The 14,526-nt window shown below is 62.1% G+C and carries 15 protein-coding genes; all 15 read right to left on the reverse strand.

The annotated features are described in order from the left end of the window. Positions 1–118 precede the first annotated feature (118 nt). The 15 genes from RIG82_01195 to RIG82_01265 all read right to left on the reverse strand — a co-directional run bounded on the left by RIG82_01195 (position 119) and on the right by RIG82_01265 (position 14,510). On the reverse strand, positions 119–709 hold the full coding sequence (locus RIG82_01195; GenBank protein MEQ9459553.1) for a hypothetical protein: 591 nt from the start codon (positions 707–709) through the stop codon (positions 119–121). A gap of 147 nt (positions 710–856) precedes the next feature. Continuing rightward, positions 857–1,735, reverse strand: a complete 879-nt coding sequence (locus tag RIG82_01200) for a hypothetical protein (GenBank protein ID MEQ9459554.1) — start codon at positions 1,733–1,735, stop codon at positions 857–859. 79 nt (positions 1,736–1,814) lie between these two features. After that, complete coding sequence (locus tag RIG82_01205; protein ID MEQ9459555.1) at positions 1,815–2,387, reverse strand: DUF1802 family protein; 573 nt, start codon at positions 2,385–2,387, stop codon at positions 1,815–1,817. A gap of 48 nt (positions 2,388–2,435) precedes the next feature. Beyond that, complete coding sequence (locus tag RIG82_01210; GenBank protein ID MEQ9459556.1) at positions 2,436–2,702, reverse strand: hypothetical protein; 267 nt, start codon at positions 2,700–2,702, stop codon at positions 2,436–2,438. Positions 2,703–2,828: 126 nt separating this feature from the next. After that, entirely contained in the window at positions 2,829–4,577 is a 1,749-nt protein-coding gene (argS, locus tag RIG82_01215) for an arginine--tRNA ligase (GenBank protein MEQ9459557.1), read from the reverse strand. Between the two features lie 258 nt (positions 4,578–4,835). Continuing rightward, on the reverse strand, positions 4,836–5,651 hold the full coding sequence (locus tag RIG82_01220) for a FliA/WhiG family RNA polymerase sigma factor (GenBank protein ID MEQ9459558.1): 816 nt from the start codon (positions 5,649–5,651) through the stop codon (positions 4,836–4,838). A gap of 76 nt (positions 5,652–5,727) precedes the next feature. After that, complete coding sequence (locus tag RIG82_01225) at positions 5,728–6,012, reverse strand: hypothetical protein (protein MEQ9459559.1); 285 nt, start codon at positions 6,010–6,012, stop codon at positions 5,728–5,730. A gap of 165 nt (positions 6,013–6,177) precedes the next feature. After that, a complete protein-coding gene (locus tag RIG82_01230; protein MEQ9459560.1) occupies positions 6,178–7,077 on the reverse strand; it encodes a MinD/ParA family protein in 900 nt (299 codons plus the stop codon). Then, on the reverse strand, positions 7,071–8,375 hold the full coding sequence (gene flhF / locus RIG82_01235; protein MEQ9459561.1) for a flagellar biosynthesis protein FlhF: 1,305 nt from the start codon (positions 8,373–8,375) through the stop codon (positions 7,071–7,073). The genes RIG82_01230 and flhF overlap by 7 nt, the downstream gene beginning before the upstream one ends. Continuing rightward, complete coding sequence (gene flhA / locus RIG82_01240) at positions 8,372–10,579, reverse strand: flagellar biosynthesis protein FlhA (GenBank protein MEQ9459562.1); 2,208 nt, start codon at positions 10,577–10,579, stop codon at positions 8,372–8,374. The genes flhF and flhA overlap by 4 nt, the downstream gene beginning before the upstream one ends. A gap of 118 nt (positions 10,580–10,697) precedes the next feature. Next, positions 10,698–11,765 carry a flagellar biosynthesis protein FlhB gene (gene flhB, locus RIG82_01245; protein ID MEQ9459563.1) on the reverse strand — a complete coding sequence of 356 codons (1,068 nt, stop codon included), beginning with the start codon at positions 11,763–11,765 and terminating at the stop codon, positions 10,698–10,700. A gap of 23 nt (positions 11,766–11,788) precedes the next feature. Further along, the gene (locus RIG82_01250; protein MEQ9459564.1) at positions 11,789–12,592 is read right to left on the reverse strand and encodes a flagellar biosynthetic protein FliR; all 804 of its coding nucleotides are present in this window, start codon (positions 12,590–12,592) and stop codon (positions 11,789–11,791) included. Positions 12,593–12,615: 23 nt separating this feature from the next. Beyond that, positions 12,616–12,873 carry a flagellar biosynthesis protein FliQ gene (gene fliQ / locus RIG82_01255; GenBank protein MEQ9459565.1) on the reverse strand — a complete coding sequence of 86 codons (258 nt, stop codon included), beginning with the start codon at positions 12,871–12,873 and terminating at the stop codon, positions 12,616–12,618. A gap of 18 nt (positions 12,874–12,891) precedes the next feature. Beyond that, entirely contained in the window at positions 12,892–13,743 is an 852-nt protein-coding gene (gene fliP, locus RIG82_01260) for a flagellar type III secretion system pore protein FliP (protein MEQ9459566.1), read from the reverse strand. After that, positions 13,740–14,510: a flagellar biosynthetic protein FliO gene (locus RIG82_01265; protein ID MEQ9459567.1), complete on the reverse strand. Its 771-nt coding sequence runs from the start codon at positions 14,508–14,510 to the stop codon at positions 13,740–13,742. The genes fliP and RIG82_01265 overlap by 4 nt, the downstream gene beginning before the upstream one ends. Positions 14,511–14,526 lie beyond the last annotated feature (16 nt).

Here is a 14,526-nt window from a genome sequence, read left to right on the forward strand (position 1 = left end):
TCTGAATTGGAGTTTGGGGCGGGTCGCTCTTGAGCGTTGATGGTGGTCTTGAGTTGAAGCACAGGGCATTCGGAAGACCGAACTGCCCTGTGGCACCCGAGCGAGTTATTTTGGTTGTTCAGCGGCGGCGGGCGGTGAGGAGGGCGAGGAGGGTGAGTCCGGAGACGGCGGCGGCTGGGGTGGGGACGGTCTGGATGAAGATGGAGGCGAGGGCGGTGTCGGCGTTGTTGGGGTCGAGGGTGAAGGTGTCGGAGGCGGAGAGGGTGTCTTCGAGGGTGAGGGTGACGAGGGCGTTATTGGTTGAGAGGGCGGAGCCGTCGATGGGGCTGCCGTAGCCGTCGATGTCGATGCCGAAGGCGAGGGTGTCGCCGACGGCGAAGGAGCCGGGGGCGAAGGTGAGGGTGAGGGAAGAGGTGCTTGTCGCGGAGCCGAGGGTGGGTGAGAAGGTGATGTCGGTGGACAACAGGCCGGAGAGAGTGCCGAGGTAGGGTGCGGCAAAGCCGTCGAGGTCGAAGGTTCCGCCTGGGAGGGTGTAGACGATCTGAGCGATGAAGTCGGAGGGGTTGCCGGTGGTGAAGTTGATCTGAAAGAAGTCGTCGTTGGCGGCGTCGTTGACGCCTGTGGCGGCGAAGTCGACGGTGGCCCCCCCCGCGGTGGCAACGGGTGTGATGAGTAGTGCGAGGTAGGCGGCGGTGGTGAGGGGTTTCATCTCTTGCTCCTGAAGGGTTCAGGTTAGCAGGTGGGGTGGGTGAGGGGAAGGGTTTGGGTGGAGGCGAGAACTGACACGGCCCGGTGATGGTTCCGGGGTCAGACGCCTTGGGCGTCATGACCCCGGCCACCCCAGGTTGAGGGTGACTCAGCGGCGGCGGGTGAGAGCGAGGAGGCCGAGGAGGGCGAGGGAGGCGGGTTCGGGGATGGAAGGCGGGGTTTGGCCGAAGTTGGTGGCGAGGATGGAGAGGTCGATGAGATCGACGTTGGTGTCGGCGTTGAAGTTGCCGCCTGCCCAGCCGGCGGTGGAGCCGAAGTTGGAGGCGAGGGCGGAGAGGTCGATGAGGTCGACTTCGAAGTCGAGGTTGGTGTCGCCTGGGAGGGTGCCGTAGAGGGAGGTGATCCAGAAGGTGAGGTCGGCGGGGTCGAGTGTGCCGGAGTTGTCGAGATCGAAGTCGGGGTCGGGAGTGGCGGGTTGGTTGATGATTTCGTTGGCGAGGAGGTCGAGGTCTGCCGCGTCGAGGATGCCGGAGTTGTCGAAGTCGCCAGGGAGGGAGGGTCCTTCGACAAGAACCCACCCGCCGAAGGCGCCGCCAAGGGCTCCGTTGGCGGACAAGGCGGGGCTGTCGATGAGGTAGTTATCGTTAATGGTGCCCTGATTGGCGACCATGCGGAGGCGTGTGTCGTCGGTGTTATTGATGACGTTGAAGCCGCCGGAGACGATGGTGCTGAGGTCGTCGGCGATGGTGGGGCCGTTGAAGTTGGCGGTGAGGATGTCGCCGTTGTCGATGTTGAAGCTGACGAAGTTAGTGCCATCGAAGGAGTGGGTGAAGTCGAAGGCGATGATGTCGGCGGTCGAGGCGGTGTCGCCGGCGCCGATGCTTTCGGCGAAGGTGATGGTGCCGGAGGAGGGGCCGACGGCGTCGAAGAAGAAGCTGCGGCCGATGAACTCGTAGGTTAGGTTGGCTTGGGCGGAGGTGGTGAGGGTGAGGAGGGCGAGCGTGGTGGTGATGGCGCGGGCGGGCATGGCGGGCTTTCTCCAAGCGGTTGTTTGCGTGAGTGGTTGAGTCTAACAGGCGGGGTGATAGAAGCGAGGTTTTCTTGAATCAGGGCTGGAGGGTCGCTTCGAGGCGGGTGAGGGCTTCGGCGAGTTGGGTTTCGGTGAGGGCTGGGATGCCGGTGGGTGGGATGGTTTCGTGTTCGGGTCGGAGGGGGACCCAAGAGCGGCAGCCGCGGTATTCGGGGTGGTTGGTGACGCCCTCCACAGGGGACGGCAATCGCACGACGCGGAGGAGGACGGCGTAGACGGGGCGGTCGGGTTTGTAGTCGAAGCGCATGTTGATCATGGCGTCGGACCAGGGGAGGAGGTCGCGGAGGGGATCGAGGAGGGCTCGGTCGGGGACGGGGTGGATGGCGGCGGCCTGTGCCCAGGCGGTGAGGGTGATCTGTTGTGGTTCAGGGATTGGGGTGGCGTCGACGAGGTGGCGGAGGTCTTCGCGGAGGCCTTCGGGTTTCTGGTGTTCGAAGGCGGGGTAGAGGAGGAACTGTGAGTGTTCGAGTTCGAAGACGCCTGGGCCTGAGGGTTCGTGGATCCCGCCTTTGCGGAGGGTGAGGCAGACGTGGCCCTGGGCGAGGAGGGTGGTGATGGCGGACCAGTCTTTTAGGGCGGTGGTTAACATGCTGCGCATGTTAGAGAGGAGAGAGGGGAAAGTAGAGAGGAGAAGCGATCAGTTGGAGCTTTCTGAGAATAGAACGCCGATTGCCAAGAGGAGGAGGAGGAGGAGCGTAAAGTGGAGTCCGAGGTAGAAGCGTGAGGTGAGGCGGTCGAAGGGGCGTGGGATCCAGGTGAAGGCGAGGAAGGCGAGGTTCATCGCCAGAAACCACTCGACATCGCTTCCGTGAGGGAATAGGCCGGGGATGACGATCAGGGTGACCGTGAGGAAGGCGAAAAACGTGATGACATCGACGAAATGGTGATGCCTGACGTTGCGCATGGTTTGATTGTCGTGCGTGAGGCGTCTGAGGCCAAGTAAAAATCCGGGCCGACACGACCAGGCTCACTGGTGAGGTATTGGTTCTGTGGCCCCGGAACTTCCGTTCCGGGCTCGTCGTCGATTGACTCACATCTGTTCGACGGTGTTGATGCCGAGGAGGTTGAGGGTGGTTTTGAGGGTGTGGGCGGTGAGGTGGCAGAGGGCGAGGCGGGAGGTTTTTGTTTGTTCGTCGGGGGCTTTGAGGACGGGGCAGTGTTCGAAGAAGCGGTGGAAGCGGGCGGCGAGTTCGTAGGCGTAGGTGCAGAGGCGGTGGGGTTCGAGGGCGTCGAGGCTGCCGTCGAAGGTCTCGGGGAAGCGGAGGAGGTGGAGGGCGAGGCTTTTTTCATCTGCTTCGGTGATGGTGATGGGTGCGTCTTTGAGAGACACGGGGTTGATGTTGCCTTTGCGGAAGATGGATTGGATGCGGACGTAGGAGTAGATGAGGTAGGGGGCGGTGTTGCCTTCGAGGGCGAGCATGCGGTCCCAGTCGAAGACGTAGTCTTTGATGCGGTCGTTTGAGAGGTCGGCGTATTTGAGGGCGCCGACGCCTACGACGGTGGCGACTTCGTTGCGTTGTTCGGGGGTGAGGTCTGGGTTTTTGGTGGCGACGGCGTCGGCGGCGCGTTGCTGGGCTTCGTCGATGAGGTCGATGAGTTTGATGGTTTCGCCGGAGCGGGACTTGAAGGGTTTGCGGTCGGGTCCGAGGACGGTGCCGAAGGAGACGTGGTCGAGTTGGGTGTGGTCGGGGATGAGGTTGGCCTGTTTGAGTGCCTGGAAGAGCATGGCGAAGTGAGCGGACTGGCGGGAGTCGGTGACGTAGACGATTTGTTTTGCGCGGATATTTTCGATGCGGTAGAGGGCGGCGGCGAGGTCGGTGGTGGCGTAGAGGAACCCGCCATCGGACTTGCGGACGATCATGGGCATGGGGTTGTCGTCGCGGTCGGTAAAGCCATCGGGGTAGATGACGGTGGCGCCCTGGGATTCTTTGAGTTGGCCAGCCTGGTCGAAGCGGTCGAGGGTGTTTGCGAGCTGGTCGTTGTAGAAGGATTCGGCGTGGATGTCGTCTTCGGTGAGGAGGACATCAAGTCGGTCGTAGACGTTGGCGAAGTAGGTTTTGGAGAGGTCGATGAGTTGTTGCCAGCGGTCGAGGGTGTCGGGGTCGCCGGCCTGGAGGGCGACGACGCGTTGGCGGGCTCGGTTGGCGAAATCGGGTTCGGCGTCGAAGCGTTCTTTGGCTTGTTTGTAGAAGGTGTTGAGTTCGGCGACTCCGGCTGCAGTGGCGTTGGGGTTGTCTGAAGTTTTTTCGGCGTCGATGAGGTTTTCGATGAGCATGCCGAACTGAGTGCCCCAGTCGCCGAGGTGGTTTTGTCGGATGACGTTGCGGCCGGCGAAGGTGAGCATGCGGGCGAGGGCGTCGCCTATGACGGTGGAACGGAGGTGGCCGACGTGCATTTCCTTGGCGACGTTGGGGGCGGAGTAGTCGATGACGACGGGGTCGTGGGGTCGCTGGGTGACGGCGAGGTGGGGGTCATCGCGGAGGGTGGTGAGGGCGGCGGCGACGGCGTCGGGTGTGAGGGTGATGTTGATGAAGCCAGGGCCGGCGATGTCGATGGCCTGGGCCCAGGGGGCGTTGAGGTTGGCGGTGAGTTGTTCGGCGACTTTGTGTGGGGGCTGGTTGAGTTGTTTGGCGAGGGCCATGGCGAGGTTGGCCTGGAGGTCGCCGAACTTGGGGTTGGATGAGGGTTTGAGGATGGGGTCGATGTTGGCGTGGGCGTCGCCAAAGGCGGTGGCGGCGGCATGTTGGATGTCGGCGGTAATGGTTTTGGTGAGGTTCATGGTTTGGGGATGGTAATGGGTGGGGGTGAGGGTGTGGGCCGGTGGGGTATGTGGCCGGGGGCCAGCTGCGCTGGACCCCGGCCACCCATGTCTGCTGTTGGCCTAGCACAGAGCATCCCGATGTGCATCGGGACTGCCCTGTGGCACCCAGGAATCTAGACAACCGAGTGCGCATAAAAAGGCCGGGCTGGACAACCTTGCGGTCGGCATCAGCCCGGCTGCGGGGGGGGCACTTATGTGAATGACATTATAGCGAGTTCAGGTGACTTCGGCCTGGAGGTCGGTGGCGCGGTGCTGGAGTTGGGCTTTGAGCCTTGCGAGAATGGAGGAGTGCATCTGGGAGACGCGGGATTCGGAGAGGTCGAGGGTCATGCCGATCTCTTTCATGGTCATCTCCTCGTAGTAGTAGAGGATGATGATGAGTCGTTCAGCGCGGGAGAGGCCTTTGGTGATGAGGCCTTTGAGGTCGCGTTTCTGGACGGCTTTGAAGGGGTTGACCTGTCGGACATCTTCGAGGACGTCGATTTCGCGGACGTCTTTGTTGGAGTCGGTCTCGAAGTATTTGCGTGAGAGTGAGACCATGGTGGTGGCGCCTGCGTCTTTCTGGATTTTGTCGAACTCTTCATCGTCGACGCCGAGGCGCTCAGCGACTTCGGGTTTGGTGGCGGGTCTACCGGTTTCTTTCTGGATTTGTCTTGCGGCGCGTTCGTACTGGGAGGTGCGTTGTCGGACGAGGCGGGGGACCCAGTCCATGGAGCGGAGTTCGTCGAGGATAGCTCCGCGGATGCGGGGTGCGCAGTAGGTTTCAAACTTGACGCCTCGGTCGAGATCGAAGGCGTCGATGGCGTCCATGAGGCCGAAGACGCCTACGGACATGAGGTCCTCGACATCAACTTCGTCGGGGAGTTTGGCATGGATGCGTTCTGCGTTGTACTTGACGAGGTGGAGGTAGGTTTCGACGAGTTGATTTCGCATCAGCTCGGTCGGTCCTGCCTTGTACTCGATCCAGAGTTCGCGGATTTCTTCATCGCGCGCGGCGCGGTTGTTGGTCGTTGCTCTTTTCATCGCGGCCATTCGGTCTGCTCCTTGACCTGTTTGTCGCTTCGCTGGGTCCCTCCAGCGAGAGCCACCCCTAAAAGTGAGTCATGATTTACAACGCGGGCCTGGCTGTCTGTTCTTCGTCTTGATTCGGTGTGATGTCTTCGAGATCGATGTCGGAAGGAATTGGGTTGTTTTGGTTGTGTTGATCGAGGTATTCTCGGACGCCGATCATGGAGATCGCGCCGCAGGCTCTGCCGATGAACCAGCAGGCGAACATGACGATGAGTGCGCGGGTGATGATGGTGATGGGATCGTTGCCAGCGATCATGCCGATAGCGGCTGCGGCTGCGAAGCCGACAAGTCCGAAACAAGCTGCCAAGATGCGGTCTGGCACGAGATGTCATCCTTAACGTACGCGGTCGCGATCCTTCGCGATCATTTCAGAGGATACCAAGATAGGCTGGCTTGGCAAGGGGGGAAATCGTTCAAAATGCCAGTTGTCTTTCGGGGGTAGCCGGTGAATCGGAGTCACCACAAGGTGTTGTGGTCATCGAAACAGTTATTCGGCGCGCGTTGTGCCTGCTGTTGGCGTCCACCAGTTCGCGATTCTGCCGAAGAATCCGGCGTCGGTCATGGTGGCGCCGAAGCGGTCGAGTCGGTGTGCGAGTTGGTTGAGGCAGGCGGAGGGACCGGAGCCGGGTCGATCGAGCATGAAGGGTGTGCGGCGCATGACGGAGAGAGCGACTTTGGGGTCGTAGACGAGGTGACCGGCGTAGCTGGGTGTTACGCCAACGAATCGTTGAGCGACCTGGCTGATGCGGTCGTAGACTTTTTTGGCTTCGGCTTCGGAGCGGCACATGTTGACGGCGACGCGGAGGGCGTGGTTTGGGTTTTCGCGTGAGAGTGTTTTGACGAGTGCGTAGGCGTCGGTGATGGCGGTGGGTTCGGGTGTTGTGACGACGAGGACCTGATCGGCGGCGAGGGCGAAGCTCAGGACGTTGGGCGAGACGCCTGCGCCGAGGTCGATGAGGAGGAGGTCAGCGTCGGCTTCGACGGCTTTGAGTTGGGCGATGATTCGTTGGCGCTGGGCTTCGGTGAGGCTGGCCATGGAGGCGAGCCCGGAGGCGCCGGGGATGAGCCAGAACCCGCCTGGGGCTTCGACGAGGACATCGTCGAGGTCGCATCGTCCTGCAACGACGTGGGCGAGAGAGGGTCCGGGTCGGACTTGGCAGAGGACATCAGCGTTGGCGGTGCCGAGGTCGGCGTCGAGGAGGATGACGCGGCGACCGAGTCTGGAGAGGGCTACGGCGAGGTTGACGGAGAGTGTGGTTTTCCCGACGCCGCCTTTGCCGGAAGCGATGGCGATGGCGCGGGTGAGTCCCGTGGCGGGCTGGGGTACGGGTTCCTGATGAGCCCCGTTGACGAGTTGTCGGAGAGCCTGGGCCTGGTCGGTCAACATCCGGTCTTCCCGCCCTGTCCGATGAGCATGAGGTCGGCGAGGCGTTCTGGGGTTGCTGCCTCGATGTCGTGTGGGACTTCCTGTCCCGTGGTGATGTAGCTCAAGCGGTGTTTGGTTGTGGTTAAAACATTGATCAGAGTGCCGAAGCTTACTGCTTCATCGATTTTTGTAAAGATGACGTGGGTGGGGCTGAGCGGCGAAAAGCGTTCATTGGTGTCGAGCATGGAGCGTTGGTTGGCGGTGCAGGCGAGGACAAGGTGGGTCTGGTGGGGCTTGGCGGCGTGGACGAATCGGGCGAGTTCGGCGATGCGGTTGGCGTCGCGGGGGGAGCGTCCTGCGGTGTCGATGAGGATGACATCGGCGTCCTGGTTGCGCTGGACGGCCTCCGTCATGTGTTCGGGCTTCTGGACGACTTCGAGTTTGAGGCCGAGTATATCGGCGTAGGTGCGGAGCTGATCGACGGCGGCGATGCGATAGGTGTCGATGGTGATGAGGGTGACTTTTTTGTTTTGCTGGACGGCGAACTGGGTGGCGAGTTTGGCGAGTGTGGTGGTTTTCCCTACGCCGGTGGGGCCAACGAGAGCGATGATTTTGGGGGAAGTGGTTGGCGTGTTTTCGTCTGCGGTTTCGATTTCGCCTACGGGGAGGAGTTGCGCGAGAGCCTGGCGGATGGCGCGGTTGGCGGCCTCGTCGTCATCGGCGGTGGCGTTGGCCTGATGGGCTTTGTTGATGAGTGTGGTGGCGAGTTCTTCAGCGACCTCGTGCTCGATGAGTTGCATGTAGCGGCCGGCGAGCGAGGGGGTTACGCCTTGGGGAGCGTTGGCAGCCTGTTTCTGGACGAGTCGTGCGAGGACGGCTTTGACCTGGCGCATCTCTTCGGTGAGGGCTGAGGGTTCGGCGGGGAGCGGGGTGATGGTGGGCTGGGGGTTTGCGATCTGGAGATCATGTTTGACGGCGTGGTAGGCGTGTTTGATGAGGTCTGCGGTGGGTCCCGGGGATTGCCAATCATCCTGTTTGATGGCTGGTCGTTGTCGTTGTGCGGAGCGTGCGATGGGGGGTGCTTTGTGGGTGTGGTCGGGTCGTTTGGGGGCTTGCTTTATCTTTTTGGCGCGAGCGAGGGCGACATCGCGGCCATTGGCGGCGGTGACTTCGACGGCTTGTACGCCGAGCCAGCCGAGGAGTCCCCGGCGAGGAGCGTGTCTTGTGTGGAGGACGACGGCATCGGGGCCGACCTCCTGGCGGACGAGGTTGAGCGCCTTTTGGAGGCTGGGTGCTCGCACGGTCTTGAGCTTCATCATCCGACGGGCTCCGCTTCACGTCTTGGCGTGTTGGCTGTTTCGGGGAGGGCGACGAGTCCGATGGATTCGACCTCGACGCCTTTGGAGACCTCGTTGTAGCCGAGGATGGCTGCGTTGGGGACGTGGGGCTCGACGATGCGTCGGACCTGAGCACGAACCTGTGGGGAGGCGAGGATGACGGGGTGTCGTCCGAGTTGAACGAGTCGTTCGAGTTCGGTGACGATGGCCCCGGCGATGCGGTTGCCGAGCGCGGGGGGCATGGACATCGAGGTGCCTTCGGCGGAGCGTTCGATAAAGCCGTTGATCTGGTCTTCGAGGGCGGGGTCGAGGCTGACGCAGTAGAGGCGCGTGACCGAGCGTGGTGTTGAGGAGAAGCCAGCGGCTTCGGGCTCTTCGAGTTCGGAGGAGGCGTATTGGTGGCAGATGGTTCTGCGGAGTGCGTTGCGGACGTATTCGGTGAGGACGTCGAGGTCTTTGGTTCGCCCGGCGATATCGCCGAAGGTTTCGACGATGGTTTCGAGGTCTCGGATGGGGACACGCTCGGCGAGGAGGTTCTGGAGGACTTTCTGGAGTTCGCCGGGTTTGACGAGGGGTGTTTCTCCGCCGAGGACTTCTTCGGTGAGCTTGGGTGCTTTTTCTTTGAGTTGGGTGATGAGGCTGTTGGTTTCTTCGCGGGTGAGAAGTTCTGCGGCGTGAGTTTTGACGAGTTCGGTGAGGTGTGTGGCGAGGACGGAGGTGGCGTCGACGACGGTGTAGTTGTTGGCTTCGGCGTGTTGTTTCTGCCCGGCTTCGATCCAGACGGCGTCGAGACCGAAGGCGGGTTCGCGGGTGGGTGTGCCGGCGAGTTTTTCGGTGGTGAGTCCGCCATCCATGGCGAGGAACTGCCCTGGGTAGACCTGTCCTTCGGCAACGGCGTTTCCACGGATTTTGAGTTTGTAGTCGTTGGGCTGGAGCTGCATGTTGTCGCGGATGCGGACGGGGGGCATGACGATGCCCATTTCGGAGGCGAGTTGTCGTCGGATAGCGGTGATGCGGTCGAGCAGGTCCCCGCCTTGGGAGGTATCGACGAGTCGAACGAGTCCGTAGCCGACTTCGAGTTCGAGCATATCGACCTGGATGGCCTGTTCGACGGGCTGGGGTTCGGGTGTGGCGGCTTTGCGTCTGTCTTCGGAGGCTTTTTCGGTGGCGGTGTTGATTCTGGAGCGGTTGATGAGGAAGGCGGTGAGTCCGAAGGTGATGGCGAGGACAAGGAGGGGGAGCATGGGCAGGCCGGTGAAGGCCATGACGGCGAGGAAGCCGGCGGTGATGCCGATGGCGGGGACTTTGGAGGTGAGCTGCGAGCCGAGTTCGGAGCCGAGGTCCTGGCGTCCAGATGATCTGGTGACGATGAGGCCTGCAGCGACGGCGATGACGAAGGCGGGGAGCTGGGAAACGATGCCGTCGCCGATGGTGAGTCGCGTGAAGACGTCGATGGACTCGGCGATGGTCCAACCTTTCATGGCCACGCCGATGGCGAACCCGCCGACGATGTTGACGACGGTGATGATGATGCCGGCGATGGCGTCGCCTCGGACGAACTTGGCTGCACCGTCCATGGCCCCGTAGAAGTCGGCTTCCTGAGAGATGGTGTCGCGTCTGTCGCGGGCTTGTTGTTCGGTGATGAGTCCTGCGTTGAGGTCGGCATCGATGGCCATCTGCTTGCCCGGCATGGCGTCGAGGGTGAATCGTGCGGCGACCTCGGAGATTCGGGTGGCACCTTTGGTGATCACGACGAACTGCACGATGACGAGGATGACGAAGAGGATGGTCCCGACGACGGGTGAGGAGCCGGCGACGAACTCGGCGAAGGCCTGGATGACTTTGCCGGCGGCCCCGGAGGCTTCTTCAGCGGTGGTGGCGTCGCTGCCGAGGATGAGTCGGGTGGTGGCGATGTTGAGGACGAGTCGGAGCAGGGTGGTGCCCAGGAGCAGCGAGGGGAAGACGGAGAAGTCGAGAGGTTTCTCGACGAAGATGGTGGTCATGAGGATGAGCGAGGCGATGGCGAGGTTGGCGGCGAGCAGGAGGTCCATGACCGCGGGCGGCAACGGAACAACGATCACTGCGAGGAGTGAGATGAACCCGATAGGGACGAGGAATGTCTGGTAGGCCTTGAGGCCGAGGACCCATGCGGGCACGACGGATTGTGCAGCGGGTTGTTTCGCCATCCTTGGCTCTTGCTTGGCAGGCGCATCCATGCACCCGGGTCGGTAGACCTTACAGGGTCATCGGCGGTTGTGGGCTGTGGGTTTGATTTTGGTGGTGGATGAGTTGTGGAGAGGTGAGTCAGGCGGTTTGTTTGGCGAGTCGATAGACGTAGGCGAGGATTTCGGCGACGGCGGTGTAGTGTTCGGCGGGGATTTCCATACCAGGTTCGACATCGCGGTAGAGGGCTCTGGCGAGTTCTTTGCGTTCGAGGATGGGGACGCCGTGGATGGCGGCGAGTTGCCTGATGCGCATGGCGAGGAGATCGGCGCCTTTGGCGATGACTTTGGGGGCTTTCATGGTATCGGCGTCGTAGCGGAGGGCGACGGCGTAGTGGGTGGGGTTGGTGACGATGACGTCGGCACCGGGGATGGCTTGGCCGATACGTTGCATGGCGAGTTGTCTGGCGACGCGGGCGCGGCGCTGTTTCATCATGGGATCGCCGTCCATGGAACGCATTTCCTCTTTGACGTCCTGTTTGGACATTTTGAGGTCTTCTTCGTGCTGCCACTTCTGGTAGGTGTAGTCGAGGATTCCGAGGACCAGTAGCATGATGGCGAGTTTGAGAGCGAGGTCGAAGGCGAGTTCGGAGGCGGCGAGGAAGGCGGGTGCGACTTCGAGATGGGCGAGGTGCTGGAGCTGTTCGAGGTCGAGGTAGACGAGGATTCCGCCAAGGCCCAGGAGTGCGATGACCTTAGCCATGCTCTGGATGAGTCGGACGAAGGCGCGGAGGTTGACCATCTGCTGCGCGCCTTTGATCAGATTGAAGCGGCTGAGTTTGGGTTCGAGAACTTTGGTGGTGAGGAGGGGACCAACCTGATAGAGGGTTGAGACCAAGGCGACGAAGGCGAGTCCGGCCATGAAGGGCGTGATGAGCCAGAGGAGGACGTAGATGCCGTCGAGGAGCATGGCGGGGAGGTCCCCGGTGCGCGCGGGGTTGTTGCTGAAGGCCTGATTGAGTGAGCGTTCGACGTGGTCAATGAGGCCGGTGAAGATCTGTCGGCCGAGGATATAGAGCAGGACGATGCCGAGGAGAAGGGCGACGGCGGCGGTGAGGTCCATGGACTTGGCGATGTTGCCGTCTTCGCGGGCTTTTTGGCGCTTCTTGGGTGTTGCGGGTTCGGTTCGTTCGGCGGCGCTCTCGGCCATGGTTCAGGTCCTGTGGGTTGGCTTTAGAGGGCGACGAAGGTCATGAGCTTCTTGAGGATGAGTTCCGCGGTTTCCTGGTAGACAGCGGCCATGGTGCCGACGATCAGGGCGATGAAGACGAGACCGACGACGATCCGGAGGGCGAAACCGACGGAGAGGATGTTCATCTGGGGGACGGTGCGGGCAACGAAGCCCATGGCGATGGTTTCCAGGAAGATGAGGCAGAGAAGCGGAGCGGCGACGCGCATGGTGAGCTCGGTGATGAGGATGACGCAGGCGGCGGCGAGTTCGAAGATGGCCTGGAAGCTCGTGAACCCGCCTGGTGGGAACTTGTCGAAGCTGCCGGCGAGGATGGAGATCAGGACGAGATGCCCGCCCATGAGCAGAAAGAGGGCGAGTGCCATGACGAAGAGGAACTCGCCGAGGACGCCTGACTGTTCGCCGAGTTCGGGGTTGAGGACCTGCGCGAGTCCCATGCCGAGTTGCTGGTCCATGGTGTGGCCGGCCATCTGGACGCCTATGAGCGGGAGACTGGCGCACCAACCGACGACGTAGCCGACGAGGAGTTCGAGAAAAATGAGGGGGAGGAGGACCCAGAGGTCGAGGCCGTTGTCGATGACGGGATTGAGGAAGCTGGCGGCGCTGCGGCCGGGGGCGAGGAGCATAGGATAGATGGCGAGGGTGAAGGAGAAGGCGAAGAAGACGCGGATGCTTCTGGGGACTGCGTTGGAGCCGAACATGGGTGCGAAGATGAAGAGCCCGGTCATCCTGGCGAGGACGAGGACGAAGGCGGGAACGTGGATCAGGAGCCAGGTGAGGTCGATCATGTCTTGTGATCAGAGGGTGGAGATCAGCCCTGTCCGGAGAACATTCTGGCGGAGAACTCCATGATTTTGAGGGCCATCCAGGGCATGGCCATGATGGTGACGGCGCCCATGGCGAGGATTTTGGGGACAAAGGTGAGGGTCTGTTCCTGGATCTGTGTCATGGCCTGGAGGATGGAGATGGAGAGGCCGACGATCAGGGCGATGGCGAGGACCGGCAGGCTCAGGAGAAGCGTGAGCATGAGGGCTTCGCGGACGACATCAATGGCGTATTCGGAGGTCATCGGGCTGGTCCTTGGGCGTTACATAAAGCCGGTGAGGTCGTAACTGTTGAGGAGACTCCCCGCGACGAGCATCCAGCCATCGACCATGACGAAGAGCAGAAGCTTGAAGGGCAGAGAGATCAGGACGGGCGGGAGCATGAGCATGCCCATGGAGATCAGGACGGAGGCGACAACCATGTCGATGATGAGGAAGGGGAGATAGAGTCGGAATCCGATGAGGAAGGCGACTTTGAGTTCCGAGAGCATGAAGGCGGGGATGAGGGATAGGGTGTCGACGTCGGCGCGGGTGAGTGAGGAGGGGTCGGAAGTATCGACGCCCCGGTAGTTGAGGATCATGTAGACGTGGGACCAGTTGTCGGCGTATTCGATCTGGTCGAACATGAACTGCCGGACGGGGGCTTTGCCGCGTTCCCAGGCCTGCCATTGATCGACGTCGCCGGTTTGATAGGGAACAACCGCGTCGGTCCAGATGCGTTCAAAGACGGGGGCCATGGTCATCAGGGTGAAGAAGAGGGCGAGTCCCGTGATGACTTGGGAGGGCGGTAGCTGCTGGGTGCCAAGGGCTTGTCGGAGGAGTGCGAAGACGACAACGGCCCTCGTGAAGCTCGTGCACATGATGAGAAACGATGGCGCGAGGGAGATGAGGGTGAGCAGGAGGATGATGGAGAGCGAGGCGGAGAGGTCGCCTCGGGGCGCATCGTCCGAGGGGTCGGAGCGGTTGGCTGGGATCGCGCGGCTGGCGTCTTCGAGCAACTGGAGAGGGTTGAACTGGTCGATGCCGGGCGGAGAGTCGGGAGAAGATTGCGCGTGGATGGGCGCGGGAAGGATGAGCGTGAAGAGAATGGTCAGGATGAATGTCAGACGCTTCATGCCACCCACCCCCCCACTCCCCCCGCGGCTTTGCTGCTTGGCTTGGACGGTTGATGGCGGTTGCGGACGCGACTGAGGAGCCTTGAGAGGTCTTCGCGGGCACGGTCGAGGGAAAGTTCCTGCGTGGTTTGATCGTCGTCGTCGTTTTCGAGTTCGGCGAGGACATGATTGAAGGTGTTGGAGGGTTGGAGGTCGGGGTCGCGGGCGGAGCGGCCGAGGAGTTGGGCGACTTCGCTGGGGTCTGAGATCTCGGAGAGGCAGTTCATGCCTTGGGGCGAGTCGGCGCAGACGAGGACGCGACCGGCGATGCGGAGGAGGAGGACCTGTGAGCGAGGCGCGACGGTGGTGCGGGAGAGGACTTCGACAGTGGCGGTGGAGCGGGTTGGTGAGAAGCTCTGGCCAGAGATTTTCTGATAGCCCCATCGCGCGATGAAGATGAGGGCGATGACGCAGCCCAAGGCGGCGGCGGTTTCGAGGAGCCACCAGGAGGACTGGCCAGCGTCGGTTGTCGGGAGGGGTTGCTGTTGCTCGGAGGTTGTACCGAGCGGCTGATCGTCAGAGCGGAGTGACTCGGTGGGAGCCAGGAGCGTGGCTTCGGGCTGGGCGGATGCTGCTTGATCGCGTGATGGCGATTCGCTGGTCCCGGGCTCGGTGAGTTGGATGGCGAGGGTGGCCAGCCGATCGGCGGAGGCTGGCGCGGAGAGCGCAGTCAGCAGAGTGAGTGCTGCTGTGGCAAGGGCGAGGGTTTTGTTGCGGCTCCGCCGCATGCGTGGTCCTCCGTGA

Source organism: Phycisphaeraceae bacterium (assembly GCA_040222855.1).
Classification (GTDB): Bacteria; Planctomycetota; Phycisphaerae; order Phycisphaerales; family Phycisphaeraceae; genus Mucisphaera.

Bases quoted from the DNA above. Each gene is read 5' to 3' on its own strand.
- RIG82_01195 (MEQ9459553.1), bottom strand. From the start codon at position 709: ATGAAACCCCTCACCACCGCCGCCTACCTCGCACTACTCATCACACCC.
- RIG82_01200 (MEQ9459554.1), bottom strand. From the start codon at position 1,735: ATGCCCGCCCGCGCCATCACCACCACGCTCGCCCTCCTCACCCTCACC.
- RIG82_01205 (MEQ9459555.1), bottom strand. From the start codon at position 2,387: ATGTTAACCACCGCCCTAAAAGACTGGTCCGCCATCACCACCCTCCTC.
- RIG82_01210 (MEQ9459556.1), bottom strand. From the start codon at position 2,702: ATGCGCAACGTCAGGCATCACCATTTCGTCGATGTCATCACGTTTTTC.
- argS (MEQ9459557.1), bottom strand. From the start codon at position 4,577: ATGAACCTCACCAAAACCATTACCGCCGACATCCAACATGCCGCCGCC.
- RIG82_01220 (MEQ9459558.1), bottom strand. From the start codon at position 5,651: ATGGCCGCGATGAAAAGAGCAACGACCAACAACCGCGCCGCGCGCGAT.
- RIG82_01230 (MEQ9459560.1), bottom strand. From the start codon at position 7,077: ATGTTGACCGACCAGGCCCAGGCTCTCCGACAACTCGTCAACGGGGCT.
- flhF (MEQ9459561.1), bottom strand. From the start codon at position 8,375: ATGATGAAGCTCAAGACCGTGCGAGCACCCAGCCTCCAAAAGGCGCTC.
- flhA (MEQ9459562.1), bottom strand. From the start codon at position 10,579: ATGGCGAAACAACCCGCTGCACAATCCGTCGTGCCCGCATGGGTCCTC.
- flhB (MEQ9459563.1), bottom strand. From the start codon at position 11,765: ATGGCCGAGAGCGCCGCCGAACGAACCGAACCCGCAACACCCAAGAAG.
- RIG82_01250 (MEQ9459564.1), bottom strand. From the start codon at position 12,592: ATGATCGACCTCACCTGGCTCCTGATCCACGTTCCCGCCTTCGTCCTC.
- fliQ (MEQ9459565.1), bottom strand. From the start codon at position 12,873: ATGACCTCCGAATACGCCATTGATGTCGTCCGCGAAGCCCTCATGCTC.
- fliP (MEQ9459566.1), bottom strand. From the start codon at position 13,743: ATGAAGCGTCTGACATTCATCCTGACCATTCTCTTCACGCTCATCCTT.
- RIG82_01265 (MEQ9459567.1), bottom strand. From the start codon at position 14,510: ATGCGGCGGAGCCGCAACAAAACCCTCGCCCTTGCCACAGCAGCACTC.